This window comes from Marinomonas aquimarina (assembly GCF_900089755.1).
GTDB lineage: Bacteria > Pseudomonadota > Gammaproteobacteria > Pseudomonadales > Marinomonadaceae > Marinomonas > Marinomonas aquimarina.
This window is the reverse complement of the sequence record NZ_FLOC01000029.1, coordinates 1-15,203: the sequence shown is the minus strand read 5'-3', so window position 1 is coordinate 15,203 and position 15,203 is coordinate 1. Positions and strand designations below refer to the sequence as shown.

At 48.8% G+C, this 15,203-nt stretch carries 14 protein-coding genes and 1 rRNA gene; 13 read left to right on the top strand and 2 right to left on the bottom strand.

The annotated features are described in order from the left end of the window. Window positions 1-422: 422 nt before the first annotated feature. From MAQ5080_RS16820 to MAQ5080_RS16785, 8 genes are all read left to right on the top strand, one after another. A complete protein-coding gene (locus tag MAQ5080_RS16820; protein WP_067213097.1) occupies window positions 423-1,442 on the top strand; it encodes a sugar ABC transporter substrate-binding protein in 1,020 nt (339 codons plus the stop codon). A gap of 93 nt (window positions 1,443-1,535) precedes the next feature. Beyond that, window positions 1,536-2,624, top strand: a complete 1,089-nt coding sequence (locus MAQ5080_RS16815) for an ABC transporter permease (protein ID WP_067213099.1) — start codon at window positions 1,536-1,538, stop codon at window positions 2,622-2,624. Continuing rightward, on the top strand, window positions 2,624-3,418 hold the full coding sequence (locus tag MAQ5080_RS16810; RefSeq protein ID WP_067213101.1) for an ATP-binding cassette domain-containing protein: 795 nt from the start codon (window positions 2,624-2,626) through the stop codon (window positions 3,416-3,418). Before MAQ5080_RS16815 ends, MAQ5080_RS16810 begins: the two co-directional genes overlap by 1 nt. Before the next feature lie 35 nt (window positions 3,419-3,453). Further along, on the top strand, window positions 3,454-4,416 hold the full coding sequence (locus tag MAQ5080_RS16805) for a substrate-binding domain-containing protein (RefSeq protein WP_082861162.1): 963 nt from the start codon (window positions 3,454-3,456) through the stop codon (window positions 4,414-4,416). Window positions 4,417-4,512: 96 nt separating this feature from the next. Then, window positions 4,513-5,400, top strand: a complete 888-nt coding sequence (locus MAQ5080_RS16800) for an AEC family transporter (protein ID WP_067213103.1) — start codon at window positions 4,513-4,515, stop codon at window positions 5,398-5,400. Next, window positions 5,367-5,978, top strand: a complete 612-nt coding sequence (locus tag MAQ5080_RS16795; protein ID WP_231915738.1) for a mechanosensitive ion channel family protein — start codon at window positions 5,367-5,369, stop codon at window positions 5,976-5,978. The genes MAQ5080_RS16800 and MAQ5080_RS16795 overlap by 34 nt, the downstream gene beginning before the upstream one ends. 85 nt (window positions 5,979-6,063) lie before the next feature. Beyond that, on the top strand, window positions 6,064-6,339 hold the full coding sequence (locus MAQ5080_RS16790) for a hypothetical protein (protein WP_067213109.1): 276 nt from the start codon (window positions 6,064-6,066) through the stop codon (window positions 6,337-6,339). A gap of 105 nt (window positions 6,340-6,444) precedes the next feature. Next, window positions 6,445-7,263, top strand: a complete 819-nt coding sequence (locus MAQ5080_RS16785) for an ion transporter (RefSeq protein ID WP_067213112.1) — start codon at window positions 6,445-6,447, stop codon at window positions 7,261-7,263. Between the two features lie 7 nt (window positions 7,264-7,270). On the opposite strand, the gene MAQ5080_RS16780 is transcribed toward MAQ5080_RS16785, so the two are convergent. Then, complete coding sequence (locus tag MAQ5080_RS16780; RefSeq protein ID WP_067213116.1) at window positions 7,271-8,164, bottom strand: EamA family transporter; 894 nt, start codon at window positions 8,162-8,164, stop codon at window positions 7,271-7,273. Between the two features lie 89 nt (window positions 8,165-8,253). Further along, window positions 8,254-9,588 (bottom strand): exodeoxyribonuclease VII large subunit, encoded by a 1,335-nt coding sequence (xseA, locus tag MAQ5080_RS16775; RefSeq protein WP_067213119.1) that lies wholly within the window; start codon window positions 9,586-9,588, stop codon window positions 8,254-8,256. 91 nt (window positions 9,589-9,679) lie between these two features. Between xseA and guaB the strand changes: the two genes are divergently transcribed. The 5 genes from guaB to MAQ5080_RS16750 all read left to right on the top strand — a co-directional run. Next, the gene (gene guaB / locus MAQ5080_RS16770; protein ID WP_067213122.1) at window positions 9,680-11,146 is read left to right on the top strand and encodes an IMP dehydrogenase; all 1,467 of its coding nucleotides are present in this window, start codon (window positions 9,680-9,682) and stop codon (window positions 11,144-11,146) included. A 98-nt stretch (window positions 11,147-11,244) separates the two neighbouring features. Next, window positions 11,245-12,822 (top strand): glutamine-hydrolyzing GMP synthase, encoded by a 1,578-nt coding sequence (gene guaA / locus MAQ5080_RS16765; RefSeq protein WP_067213125.1) that lies wholly within the window; start codon window positions 11,245-11,247, stop codon window positions 12,820-12,822. A gap of 253 nt (window positions 12,823-13,075) precedes the next feature. After that, window positions 13,076-13,843, top strand: coding sequence for a hypothetical protein (locus tag MAQ5080_RS16760; RefSeq protein ID WP_197498825.1), 768 nt, complete (start codon window positions 13,076-13,078; stop codon window positions 13,841-13,843). Between the two features lie 74 nt (window positions 13,844-13,917). Next, entirely contained in the window at window positions 13,918-14,622 is a 705-nt protein-coding gene (sfsA, locus tag MAQ5080_RS16755) for a DNA/RNA nuclease SfsA (protein WP_067213131.1), read from the top strand. Window positions 14,623-15,124: 502 nt separating this feature from the next. Continuing rightward, window positions 15,125-15,203: ribosomal RNA gene (locus MAQ5080_RS16750) — 16S ribosomal RNA — on the top strand; the annotation flags it as partial.

The window sequence follows — 15,203 nt, the reverse complement described above, 5'->3', positions numbered from 1 at the left end:
TGCTGGAATTAGCGAAGGAAACATGCACCAGCAGTAGGTGAAGCATCAACCAGATAATCCGATGAGATGCCGGTCTGTCTCACTCTCATGCAAAGGTAAGATCAACCATTTAATCCGCTTACCCGAAACAAAATAGCGCTTGGACTGGGCAGGTTTTACTGATGTCAGGGCTGCCTGTGCAGGAATTAACAGAAAGTTACGGTTTAACTAAAGACGACGTCATTCTTTCTAAGCCATTTACTATCAATGAGTTACAGAGGGTTCTTCGCTTTTACCCCTGAAATATTACAAATATTTCAGGGCATCCTTAATTGCTGAAATTTTTCGTTAGTTTTCATAGTCGATATTTTCATGAGAAACAGCGGTGACTGACTGTTTCGACGGCATAAGCCGAGAATAAAAACAATATTGGAGTCGTTCTCATGAAATTTCACTACCGTAAACTAGCTTGTCTTGTTGCTGCCGGCGCATTGTCCACCGCTGCGATGGCGGAAACTCCTATCATAGGTCTGATCACTAAGACCAACACCAACCCGTTCTTCGTCAAAATGAAAGAAGGCGCTCAGGAAAAAGCCGCTGAATTAGGGGTTGAGCTACGTACCTTTGCTGGCCGCTACGACGGCGATAATGAAACCCAAGTACAAGCGGTTGAAAACCTAATTGCCTCAGGTGCAAAAGGTATTTTGATTACCCCGAGTGATACCGCGGGGATTGTGCCAACCATTCAAAAAGCGCGTGATGCAGGTCTGTTGGTGATTGCGTTGGATACACCGCTATCGCCAGCCAGTGCCGCGGATATGACTTTTGCCACAGATAACTTTAAAGCCGGTGAAATGATCGGTATGTGGGCCAAAGCAAAAATGGGTGACCAAGCAGACGAGGCCAAAATCGCACTGCTGGATTTAAGCACCAGCCAGATCACGGTAGATGTGGCCCGTAACCAAGGTTTCTTGCAAGGCTTCGGCATTGATCTAAACGACCCAAATCAAATGGGCGATGAGAGCGATCCGCGTATTGTCGGCAACGATGTGACCCAAGGCTCGGAAGAGGGCGGTCGTCGTGCCATGGAAAACCTGCTACAAAAAGACCCCGGTGTGAACTTGGTCTACACCATTAACGAACCTGCTGCCGCGGGAGCGTATGAAGCCCTCAAATCCTTCGGCATGGAAAAAGATGTACTGATTGTCTCAGTCGACGGTGGCTGTCCGGGTGTGCGTAACATCCAAGACGGTGTGATCGGCGCCACTTCTATGCAATTCCCTCTCAAAATGGCTTCTGAAGGCGTTAGCGCGATCGTTGAGTTCGCCAAGACGGGAACTCGCCCGACGGCCTCTGACGGCCTAGATTTCTTCGACACAGGCGTGCAGTTGATTACCGATGAACCGGCGACAGGCGTCAACTCGGTGACTTCAGAAACTGGCCTTGCCATGTGCTGGGGCTAACACGTTAGCCGTTGTTTCTTCGTTTTAGGCGAATCTGCCTAACACCGCTGGCTGATGCCGCCAGCGGTGGTTTTTCTGCTTGGAGAGATCCTTATGAGTTCTGCTAACCCAAAACCGTCTGCACCGGTGTTAGATCACGATAAAATTGCTGATCAGGCTGGCAGTGGTAGTTATGTAGCGAATTTCGAGAGTAAAGACAGTGCGCTAACACGCTTTCAGAAATTTCTTCATAAGTACCCGGTCGCAGCGCCAACCATCGTGCTGGTTCTTGCCATTATTGGCTTCAGCTTGTTGGTTGGAGACCGCTTCTTACATCCATTTAACCTATCTCTTGTGCTGCAGCAGGTCACCATCATTGGGGTGATCGGTGTGGCGCAGACCTTAATCATTCTCACCGCTGGGATCGACTTATCGGTCGGAGCCATCATGGTGCTGGCTTCTGTGGTGATGGGGCGTATGGCCATTGACCATGGTTTGGAGGCTTGGCTGGCGCTGTTGATCGGTATCGGGGTTGGGGCGTTAACAGGGTTGATCAACGGCACCCTGATTACGCGCTTTAAACTGCCACCTTTTATCGCCACGCTTGGCTCTTGGAACGTGTTCTTTGCCTTGAACCTTTGGTACTCAAAGAGTGAAACCATTCGTTCGCAGGATATCGCCAACAACGCCCCCTTGTTGCAGTGGTTGGGGGAAACCATCTCCTTCTTTGGTGCCCGCTTGACCTACGGCTCTTTGCTCATGTTGGCGCTGTTCTTTGTCATTTGGTACGCCCTGAATTGGACCGCGTGGGGGCGGCATGTCTACGCCACGGGGGACGATCCGGCGGCGGCAAAGTTGGCGGGTATTCGTACCGATCGTATTTTGCTATCAGTTTACGTTTTAGCTGGGGTGGTATGTGCCATTGGTGCATGGGTGTTAATCGGCCGTATCGGTTCGGTGTCACCGCAAGCGGGCTACACTACCAACCTAGACAGTATTACCGCAGTAGTGATTGGTGGCTGTAGTTTGTTCGGTGGGCGAGGCTCCATCTATGGCACCTTAATCGGGGCGCTGGTTGTCGGAGTGTTTCGGAATGGCTTGGCGCTCGCCGGTGTCGACGTGCTTTGGCAAGAGTTCACCGTGGGGATTTTGATTATTGTCGCCGTTGGCGTCGACCAGTGGATCAGAAAGGGGACAGCATAATGACAGCACATTACGATCAACAACCTGTTCTACAAGCCCGAGGCTTGGTCAAACGCTACGGCAGTGTTACGGCCATCGATCATGCTGATTTGACGCTCTACCCAGGGGAAATCCTAGCCGTGATTGGTGATAACGGTGCCGGTAAATCCTCTTTGATCAAGGCGCTCTCCGGTGCCTTGGTGCCAGATGAGGGCGAGATATTACTGGATGGCAAGCCAGTGCATTTCACGTCGCCGATGGAAGCCCGCGAGTTGGGGATTGAGACGGTATACCAGAATTTGGCGGTCTCACCGGCGTTAAATATTGCCGACAACCTATTCCTTGGTCGTGAAATTCGTAAGCCTGGCATCTTAGGCTCAGTGTTCCGCATGCTGGATAAAAAAGCCATGGAAGAGCGAGCGCAAGCGAAGATGATTGAACTGGGCCTGATGACCATTCAAAACATTTCTCAGGCGGTAGAGTCACTCTCTGGCGGTCAGCGTCAAGGGGTGGCCGTGGCCCGTTCGGCACTGTTTGGTAGCAAGGTGGTGATCATGGACGAGCCAACCGCGGCGCTAGGCGTCAAAGAGTCTCGCCGCGTGTTAAACTTGATCAAAGAAGTACGTGACCGTGGGTTGCCTATCATCTTGATCAGTCACAACATGCCTCATGTGTTTGAGGTGGCGGATCGCATCCACGTGCACCGTTTGGGTAAATGTGCCGCGACCATTACCCCCGACTCGCACACCATGTCGGAAGCGGTCGCCATTATGACGGGGGCGATGGAAGTGGACGCAGGCACGGTGGCTGCGTAAGGTTGGCCCCTAGTGAGAAGTAGACCGAGGTAATCATGACAGTGCAAACACAAACACAGGCGTTAAAACGCCTGTGCCGAATGCTTCAGCAGGGGCTGTTTGTTGGCCTGTTATCTTGGCCCCTCGTCCCTTCTTTAGCGCTGGCCAATGATGCACTAAACCAGCCGCTGCGCTCGATTGGTATCAGCGTGGCGGACTTGGGCAATCCTTTTTTTGTTGAGCTGGTGGACGCTGTAATCCAGCGTGCTAATGAGCTGAATGACGGCCAGCCAGTGGAAGTGGTAGTGCGTTCGGACGCTTATGACTTGCGTCGCCAAGTACGGCAGCTGGACGACTTTATTGCGCAAAAAGTGGACCTGATTATCCTGACGGCCGCCGATGAGTACAAAATTGCCCCCGTGGTGGCGAAAGCGCAGCGGGCAGGCATCAAGGTGATTGCCGTCGATGTGAACGCGCATGGCGCGGATGCCACCATTACCACGGACAATGTCCAAGCCGGAGTGGTGGCGTGCGAACGTTTGGCGCAGGCAATAGGCTACCAAGGCCAGTTTGTGATCATTAACGGTGTGTCGGTTTCATCGGTATTGGAACGCGTCGCGGGTTGTAAATCGGCCATTCACCGCTATCCGGAGATCACCCTACTCAGCGATCGCTTAAATGGTACCGGCAGTCAGGAGGGTGGGATGGAAGCCATGACCTATTTGATGGAAGCATATCAGCATTTGGATGCGGTGTTTGCCATCAATGATCCTACTGCCTACGGTGCTCTTATGGCGGCCCAGCAAGCCGGTCGTGATGAATTCGTATTAGCTTCTGTGGACGGTTCTAATTTTGCCATTGATACCATTCAACAGCCGAATCTTTGGATTGCCACCGCGGTGCAGCGGCCACGCTTAATGGCCGAAAAAGCAGTTGAGATTGGACTGGCGCTGTTGAAAGGGGAGGAGGTACGTCAACGTTTTATCCTGATCCCAGCGCAACTGGCCGAGAAGCCCTAGCTTGGAAACCGCGCACGAATAAAGTATTTCGTCCTGCCCCGTTGGTGTTTGTCATGATCCTCGCTACTCTAACGGCTTCATCGTCAAGGATCAGCTATGGACGCGTCAGACCTCTTCCAACAGATTTTTAATACCGTATTTCCGCTGCTAATCATCGTCTTGGTTGGCTTCTTTTACGCCCGTGTGCGCCCCACCGATATGACCGTGGCCAACCGCATTAATATGAGCGTATTTATTCCGGCTTTGATTTTTTCGGTGATGGCAGCGAAAGACTTTCAAATACAAGCCTATCAACCGTTAATCGCCGCCGCGGCGTTTGTGGTGCTTGGTTCGGGCTTGGTCGCTTGGCCGATGGCTAAACTGTTGGGCTATGAATTCAAAACCTTTGTGCCGCCGATGATGTTTAACAACAGTGGTAACTTGGGTATTCCACTAATGGTGTTGGCATTTGGTGAGTCCGCCTTGCCCATTGCGGTGGTCATGTTCCTCACCGAGAATCTGCTGCACTTTACGGTTGGCATGTATTTGCTTAACCCAAAAACCAATCTTTTGAATTTGCTGAAAATGCCGATGATCATTGCCACGGCGTTGGGAGTGGTGTGGAGCTTGCAAGGTTGGCAGTTGCCGCCCGCCATTGGCACAGGCGTGGATATGTTGGGGCAGATCTCGATTCCATTGATGTTATTTGCCCTCGGTGTGCGTATGACCGATGTCGATTTTGGCCAGTGGCGTATTGGCGTGATCAGTGGTTTGGTGAGTCCGCTTAGCGGTGTTGTGGCCGCCTTTGTGTTCTATTGGCTGTTTGGTCTAAATGAAGAGTGGTTTGGCTATTTGCTGGTATTTGCGTGTTTGCCGCCAGCGGTCTTGAATTACATGGTAGCGGAGATTTTTCAGCAGGAGCCACAAAAGGTGGCCTCCATGGTGTTGTTGGGTAACTTGATGTCACTGGTGTGTATTCCCGTGGCGCTGTATTTCGTTCTGTAGTGGAGAAAACTATTTTGGTGCAAATTGGCTTGGTCGCGTTGCTGGTGTTGGTCTATGCCATCACCATGCGTTTAACCTCATCCGCGATCCAATCGGTGGGCTTACGTAGCTCGTTGAATGATTTACGGGTCAGCTTGATCTCAAAGATGGTCAATTTGGCGCTGACGGCGGTCTTTATCTTTTCATTATGCGTGGTGCTAGGCGTCGGCTACGGCCAGTTAGCGGTATTCTTTTCATCGGTGTTTGCTGTGGTTGGTGTGGCGCTGTTTGCGCAATGGTCGATCTTAAGTAACGTGACCGCCAGCTTGATAATCTTTTTTGGTTTTCCCTATCGGGTAGGGGATTGGGTCAAGGTGGTGGATAAAGACGAAGAGATCTTAGGACAAATCCATGAAATCTCGACCTTCCATGTGATTATTACGCGCTTAACGGGTGACACGGTGACCTACCCTAACAGCATGATGCTGCAAAAAGCGGTGATTCGTTTTCGTGATGAAGAGGAGGCGAAACGCCATTCGCAACTGCTCAAAGACATCTGTAAAGATGACAGCGATGTAACAGAAAAAAGCAAAAATTGATCAAAATTTACACAGGGTGTTGGTGTTGTGGCATACTATGAGGCCTTGTCTTATTTATGTTTCGCACGCTCGCTAGGAGAATTCGATGAAATCCAAGCCCGAAGCCCTGATCACCAAGCATCCTGGCCTTATCCACAGTGACGCAATGAAAGTCAAATCTCATGTGCAGCGTAATCAAGAAGATTGGGTGCTGCATACTTTGATTATTGAGGGCTACGACGTGCCGTTTCGCTTCAAGCGCCAAGGTAAATACCACTCACTGCGTGGTGCGCGTGTAAACATTACCTATTATCCTGCCCAAGAGTCGGTGGCAGGGATTGAAGTGGAAGTCATGAAAGTGGTGCGTGTAAAGCGTAGCTAACTATTTCGCTACACAGCGGTTTCTTCTGGGATCGTATTTCTTTCGTCATTGTCTGAAGGTACTCTCGCTCATTTCGAGCACTTTCTTTAGGAGTACAATCAGGCAATGCTTACTGCCCGTTCCCAATCTTGGTTTAATACCCTGCAGCGCATTGAGCGCAGCGTTTGGTTCCAAAGTTTTATTATCAGCATCATTATCATCGCCGCACTGACGGTCGGTGCGAAAACCTATCCTCTGCCGTATTCGGTCGAGCTGGCGATTAATTACTTAGATGCCTTGATTACCATCTTTTTCCTCGCTGAAATCCTCTTACGCTTCAGCGCTTACGAACGTAAAGCCGCGTTTTTCAAAGACCCATGGAACCTGTTTGATACCGTGATCGTGATTGGCAGCTTGGTACCGATCTCGAATACCGATATGGTATTGGTCGCGCGTTTATTACGTGTGCTGCGTGTGCTGCGTCTGGTGTCGATCATTCCTGATCTACGCATTTTGATTAATGCCTTGCTCAAAGCGATTCCGAAGATGAGCTACATCGCCTTACTGATGTTCATTATCTTCTACATTTTTGGCGCGATGGGGTCGATCTTTTTTGAGCACATCAATGAAACCCTATGGGGCGACATCGCCATTTCAATGCTGACGCTATTCCGCATTGCCACGTTTGAAGACTGGACCGACGTCATGTACGAAACCATGGCGGTGTACCCGCTCAGCTGGATCTACTATGTGGTGTTTATCTTCTTAACCGCGTTTGTGTTCTTAAATATGATGGTCGGTGTGGTGCTGGAAGTCATGAGCCGTGAAACGGCGGCCGAAGAACACCAGCATCAAGAAGATCACCACCAAGCGTTAGTGGATCAGATCTCACAATTACAACAACAGGTGCAAGCCTTGAGCGATAAATTGGACCGAAAACAATAATCCCTTCTTAACTGATGGTCTTTTGGCGGTGGCGCAGGCGACCGCCAAAAGTATTCAGAATCAACCCCAGTAATACGACTATGATGCCGAGCCACTGTTGCGGGCTGATACTTTCTTCCAGTACCAAAGCGGCGGAGGTCAGTCCGACAACGGGGACGCCCAACGACAGCGGTGCAACGGTGCCAGCTCTGTAACGTGACATCAAAAAACTCCATAAGCCGTAACCGGCTAGGGTGGCGACCACCGCAAGGTAGCCTAGGATAGCCAGTGTTGAGCCATTGATGTGGATGAGATTGGACCACATTTGCTGTGGGCCATCGATAAAATACGCTGAAATAAAGAACGGGATCGCTGCCAGCCAGGCACTCCAAACGATTAGACTTAGATCGGCTTGGTAGCCTTTTTGATAAATCATCTTGTTGGCGATATTGCCCATGGCCCAGCTTGAGGCTGCCGCCAACGTCAGCACAAAACCCAGCATGGTCATACTGGTGTCTTTGCCCGCCGCACCAATGAGGGTTAAGCCGCCACAGGCAATCGCAATCGCTACGATCTGGTAAGGCCGAACCACTTCTTTGAGTAATAACACCGAGAAAAGTAAGGTGAAAATGGCTTGTGATTGCAGGACCAGCGACGCAAGCCCGGCGGGCATGCCAAAGATCATGGCACTAAATAAAAGCCCAAATTGGCCGAAGTTCAAAGATAATGCGTACAAAAAACACCATTTTAATGGCGTCTTTGGCCGAGCAAAGAAGAAACTACCGATCAGAGCTAAAACAAGAAATCGTGTGCCGCCAAGCATCATGGGGGTCATGGCATCCAAGCCCCAGCGAATGACCACAAAATTGAACCCCCATGCGAAAATGATGATGAGTCCGAGCAGCATATCTCTTGCCGTCATGAGCTGAGTCCTTGTCCGTTACGATGCTTCACTTTAGCGAGTGATAGGCGAAACAGACAAGCAATAACTTAGGGGGTGGAGAATATTCGTTATTTCACTTCACATTCAATCTGTCCATCGGTTACACGCACACTAAGTGTGTCACCGGACTGCACATCACTGACAGAGCGAATTACCTGTTTATCTTTGCTCGCGATGGCGTAGCCGCGGGATAAGATATTTAACGGACTGACGAGGTTTAACTTATCCACTACATTGGCAAAACGGTCTTGCTTGCGGCTTAGGTTTTGCCCTAATGCGTGGCGCAAGCGCTGTTGTAGAGCGTTAATACGTTCTTCGTGGTTTTGAATCTTTTTGCTGGGCGTGGCCTGAACTAAACGCTGTTGCAAATGCTGAGTGCGCACTTGATTTTGTTGTACATGGCTCAAAAGGGCCGCTTTTAGGCGCTGTTTGCTTTGATCAAGGCGCTGTTGCTGCTGCTCAATACGCTCTTTGGGGTGGCGAATACGCTGGGTTAGGAAGTCTAAGCGCTGTTGTTGTTGCTGCAACGTTTGCTCAAAGCGACGTGTAAAGATATGTTCAAAATGTGTAATCTGCTGTTGTAGATTACGTACATCGGGACTGAGCAATTCCGCCGCTGCCGTGGGGGTCGCAGCACGCACATCGGCAACAAAATCGGCAATGGTGAAATCCACTTCATGACCGACGGCGGAAACGATCGGTGTTTGTGCGTTAAAAATGGCGCGTGCCAGAGCTTCGTCATTAAAGCTCCAGAGGTCTTCAAGTGAGCCACCACCACGTCCGACGATGATGGCATCAAAATGACCGCTGTTGTCGGCACGTTCAAGTTGTTGGCGAATATTAGTGGCCGCGCCTTCGCCTTGTACCAGAGTTGGTAAGATGGTCAGTTCGGTCAGCGGAAAGCGGCGTTTAAAGGCGATTACCATATCGCGTACCGCGGCACCTTTTGAGGAGGTGATGATGGCGACGCGCTCAGGACGACTCGGCAGTGCTTTTTTGTGAGCGGGATCGAATAAGCCTTCCACCTGCAGTTGGTTCTTCAAACGCTCAAAGGCAGCTTGCAATGCCCCTTCGCCAGCGGCTTCCATGGATTCCACCATCAGCTGGCAATCCCCCCTGGCGCCGTAGAAGGTGACACGTGCACGCAAACGCACTAGATCGCCGTCTTTGGGGCGAAACTTTACCGCCATATTCTTGCCTTTGAACATGGCACAGCGGATCTGAGCTCGGTCGTCTTTCAGAGAAAAATACCAGTGACCAGAGGTCGGACGGGCCAAATTTGAGATTTCCCCTTCGACTAAAATCCAAGGCAAACTGGCTTCAAGTAATTGCTGAATCTGGCGGTTCAATTCTGAGACCGTGAAAGTAGGTTCTGAACTGTGCAAAGTTGTAAATTTTTTCATCAATCTCACTTGGTTTTGATTTACCGATTCACAATGTTGGAGTAGAATTACTTGCCATCTTAAACCCAGTTGGCATTGGAAATTCCCTATTATGTTACGAATTGCACAAGAAGCTCTAACGTTCGATGACGTATTGCTTATCCCCGGCTATTCTGAAGTTCTTCCTAAGGACGTGAGCCTAAAAACTCGTATCACAAAGGACATCGAACTTAATATTCCTCTTGTTTCTTCTGCCATGGACACGGTGACAGAACACCGCATGGCAATTGCGTTGGCGCAAGAAGGCGGCATCGGCATTATCCACAAAAACCTGACGATTGAGCAACAAGCGGCTGAAGTTCGCCGTGTGAAAAAATTCGAAAGTGGCATCGTTCAGGACCCTGTTACAATCAACCCAAGCGCAACGGTTCGCGAGTTGATGGAAGTAACAGCGGCAAACAACATCTCTGGTGTACCTGTGGTAGAAGGCAAAGACCTTGTTGGTATCGTAACCAGCCGTGATGTTCGTTTCATCAAAGATCTAGACAAGACTGTTGCAGACATCATGACGCCAAAAGAGCGTCTAGTAACGGTGCTTGAAGGCGCTTCAAGCGGCTCGATCCGTAAATTGCTACACGAACACCGCATTGAGAAAGTACTAGTGGTGAACGAGCAGTTCGAACTGCGTGGCATGGTGACAGTAACCGACATCAACAAAGCACAAACTTTCCCTCTAGCATGTAAAGATGAGAACGGCAGCCTACGAGTAGGCGCAGCTGTTGGTACAGGCGCAGATACAGCTGATCGTGTTACAGCACTAGCGGAAGCGGGCGTAGATGTGATCGTTGTTGATACGGCACATGGTCACTCGAAAGGTGTTATCGATCGCGTACGTTGGGTGAAAGAAAACTTCCCTAAAGTACAAGTTATCGGCGGTAACATTGCGACAGCGGAAGCAGCGATTGCCCTAGCAGATGCTGGTGCTGATGGCGTTAAAGTGGGTATCGGCCCGGGCTCTATCTGTACCACTCGTATCATTGCTGGTGTAGGCGTACCTCAGATCAGTGCGGTAGCAAATGTTGCTGCAGCAATGAACGAGCGTGGCGTTCCAGTGATCGCTGACGGTGGTGTACGTTTCTCTGGTGACATCGCGAAAGCGCTAGCAGCGGGTGCAAGTGTGATCATGGTTGGTGGTCTACTAGCGGGTACTGATGAAGCTCCTGGTGAAGTAGTATTGTTCCAAGGTCGTTCATTCAAAGCGTACCGTGGTATGGGCTCTCTAGGTGCCATGTCTCAGTCGGAAGGTTCTTCTGACCGTTACTTCCAAGACGCAAGCAGCGGTGTTGAGAAGCTGGTACCAGAAGGTATCGAGGGTCGCGTACCATCGAAAGGCCCAATGGCTGTTGTAGTTCACCAATTGATGGGTGGTGTTCGCTCTTCAATGGGTTACACTGGCTCAGCAGATATCGAGACTATGCGTACGAAAACGCAATTCTCACAAATTACCGGTGCTGGTATGCGTGAAAGCCACGTACATGACGTGACGATCACTAAAGAAGCGCCAAACTATCACGTATAAGCGCTGATAGATTAAAAACCAAGATGGGGCGTTCTGCGCCCCATCTTCTTTTTTTTTTGAATAGCTCTTACTGGGTAGGAGCGAAGGACTAGCTAAAAATGTCGCAAGATATCCACGCTCATAAAATTCTTATTCTTGATTTTGGTTCTCAGTACACGCAGCTGATCGCGCGTCGTGTTCGTGAGATTGGTGTTTTCTGTGAAGTTCGTGCCTTTGACATGGAAGATCAGGAAATCCTAGATTTTGATCCTAAAGGTATCATCCTAGCGGGTGGTCCTGAGTCTGTAACGGAAGAAGGATCTCCACGCGCTCCTGAAGCTGTGTTCACATTAGGTGTACCTGTTCTAGGTATCTGTTACGGCATGCAAACCATGGCCGAGCAAATGGGCGGTAAAGTTCAAGGATCTGAATTACGTGAATTTGGTTACGCGCAAATCCGCACACACGGTAGCTACTCTTTGCTAGATGGTATCGAAGACCACGTAGCGAACAATGGTGTTGCTCTACTAGACGTGTGGATGAGCCACGGCGACAAAGTAATTGATATGCCAGAAGGCTTTGCTCTAATGGCGTCAACTGAAAGCTGTCCAATTGCTGCGATGGCGAACGAAGCGAAGAAATTCTACGGTGTGCAATTCCACCCAGAAGTAACGCACACCAAACAAGGCGGTCGTATCCTGTCTCGTTTCATCGTTGATATCTGTGGCTGTGAAACATTGTGGACACCAGCAAACATTGCCCAAGACGCAATTGAGCGTATGAAAGAGCAAGTGGGCGACAAGAAAGTTCTGCTAGCACTTTCTGGTGGTGTGGATTCTTCAGTTGTAGCGGCGCTACTGCACAAAGCGATTGGTTCACAGCTTACCTGTGTATTCGTTGATAACGGTCTACTTCGTCTAAACGAAGGTGATCAAGTAATGGCGATGTTCAAAGAGAACATGGGCGTTAACGTTATCCGTGTCGATGCTGAAGATCTATTCCTAGGTAAGCTAAACGGTGAAGCGGATCCTGAGAAGAAACGTAAGATCATCGGTAACACTTTTATCGAAGTATTCGACGAAGAAGCCGCGAAACTAACGGAAGTAGAGTTCCTTGCACAAGGTACTATCTACCCAGACGTGATCGAATCTGCTGCGTCTAAGACGGGTAAAGCACACGTCATCAAGTCTCACCACAACGTGGGCGGTCTGCCAGAAGACATGAAGATGCAACTGGTTGAGCCTCTTCGTGAGTTGTTCAAAGACGAAGTACGTAAACTGGGTCTAGAGCTAGGTCTACCATACGACATGGTTTACCGTCACCCATTCCCAGGACCAGGTCTAGGTGTACGTATCCTTGGTGAAGTGAAGAAAGATTATGCCGACATCTTACGTCGCGCCGATGCTATCTTCATCGAAGAACTACGCAACGCTGGCTGGTACGAAAAAACAAGCCAAGCATTCGCGGTATTCCTACCAGTTAAATCAGTAGGTGTAGTAGGTGACGGTCGTCGTTACGAATACGTGGTTGCGCTACGTGCCGTAGAAACCATCGACTTCATGACAGCACGTTGGGCTCACCTACCATACGAGCTACTAGAGAAAGTGTCTGGTCGAATCATCAACGAAATCGAACACATTTCTCGCGTGACTTACGACGTATCGTCTAAGCCACCAGCTACGATCGAGTGGGAATAATCGTTATCGGTTATCGAATGTTTTGAAAAAGGCGGTGTAGAGCAATCTACACCGCCTTTTTATTGCCTCCTAGGTTTTTGTCGAGCAAGGCGCCTATTAACCACACATTTAATATGTGTATGCTGTGCTAAAATGAAGTATTCAGAATGAGTCCATAGCTAGCGCTGTTTGCTTTCTTAAGGTGTTGTTAATTTCTGGATGGTTTCTTACATAAGCGTGAATGATAAAAACTATCTGCTGCCTAAGGAGGTCGATGATGTCAGACGAATTAGAAGATCTTGAAAGCGAATACGATGAGCATGAGTATGAAGACGAGTCAGATGATGATTCGTACGATGACGCCTATGATGACTCGTATGATTCTTATGACGACTCCGATCATGATTCTGAGGACAGTCATCATGATATGGATGATGAAAACGAAGGGGGTTACAGCATTACCTTTGACGAGCTGGGGAATTTTGTCGCGCTTTATGAATACGAGGATGATGGCTCGTTAGAAAATGAAACCGAGGATGATTCCACTTACGTCTTTATTGATGGGTTGCTGTATGAAACGGAAGTGGAAGACTATGGTGTCGAGATTAGCATCTACTCGGATGCGGATAACGATGGGGTTTACGAGAAGATTTCGAGTGAATACTCATTAAATGAAGGTGCAACCGGATCCGATTTTGTCCTAACGGGATCACTGGGCGTGCTGGGTTCTGACAATGATGATTGGATTTTAATGTCTGATTTCGTTGAGAGTGAAGGTGGCAGTGGTGCGGACTCCTTTATTATGCGCGATTTAACCGAGTCGACAGTTAAAGACTTTAATGTGGAGGAAGGCGATAAGATTGTCTTCGATACTGGCTTTGGCCTAAGTGATGTGGATGAATTAGCGCAGTATGTATCGGAGCTTGCTTACGACTCAGTAACACAAACACTGACCGTGGATTTCAATGGTCTGGCGTCCCTAGAAATTGTAGGCATCGCAGATTTTCAAATCTCTTGGGATATTGTGGATGTGTTAAGCTAACATCATTGTTAATCTAACAGCTGATTTTTTAACGGCTCTCATTTATGAGGGCCGTTTTTGTATCTGGAGTTTTCATGCAGTTTCCTGAGTTGATTGAAGGGCGTTTAATCAAGCGTTATAAGCGCTTCCTTGCGGATATTGAGTTATTAAATGGTGAGGTGGTTACGGCCCATTGCCCAAATACGGGGTCTATGCGACGTTGTCAGCAAGATAATGCTCGTGTGTGGGTGTCAAAAAGTGATAATCCAAAGCGTAAGCTAGCCTATACATGGGAAATTGTTGAAGTTGATCAACAGTATCTTGCTTGTATCAATACTGGTTTGCCCAACAAGGTCATAGGTGAGGCGATTGAACAGAATGCTATTGCCGAGTTAGTTGGATACGCGAACAAAAAGGCTGAGGTGAAATACGGTACGGGGAGTCGTATTGATTGGCTGTTAAGTGATGAAGCTAAGCCACTGTGTTATGTGGAAGTGAAAAACGTCACCTTGTTCGAAGAAGATGGTCAAGGCTATTTCCCCGATGCGGTCACTGACCGTGGACGTAAACATCTTTATGAGTTGGCTGAGATGGTGGCGCAAGGTCATCGAGCTGTTTTAATGTTTTGTGTTTCCCATACGGGCATTCAATCGGTTAAGCCTGCCGAGCATATTGACCCAAAATACACCGCGGCGATTAAAGAAGTCGTGCAGCAGGGTGTTGAGGTGTTGGCTTACCAAACAGACATAACGCCACAAAGTATTGAGATAGTACGTAAGCTTCAGGTAGATCTTGGTTAGTTCTTTAGGTCTCTCCCTCTGATAAAGGGGAAGACTTAGTTTTGCAGTGCTGCGATATTTCCTGTTCCCTCTCCTTAGTAAGGGGAGAGAGTGGGGTTGGAGGTCTAGCAACCTTCATAGAGGTTGGTTTTAAAGAGAAGTTGTCTATTTATTGATCTGTATATGCTTGATTTTGGTTGATAAACGATCAGTTTAGTGTGTTTTCTAAAAAAGATGCCGTTTTTCTTAAAATATTTCAAAAAGTGCTTGCGCTGAAAATTCTGATGGGTATTATACGCACCCACTGACACGGACAACGCTTCACAACAACGAAGCGCACAACGAGTCAGACGCTCTTTAAAATAGATAATCAGATAATTTGTGTGGGCGCTCGCTGGAGACTTCTCAAAAACTTTGAAGTCTTAAGCAAGTGACCATGTCAATTCGCTTTACGTTCTTTGATCTTCGGATTGAGGAATATAGTTAAAGTCAGACGTGATTCATGAGTTTGAGCAAGCTTTTTAAACTGAAGAGTTTGATCATGGCTCAGATTGAACGCTGGCGGCAGGCTTAACACATGCAAGTCGAGCGGTAACAGGAAT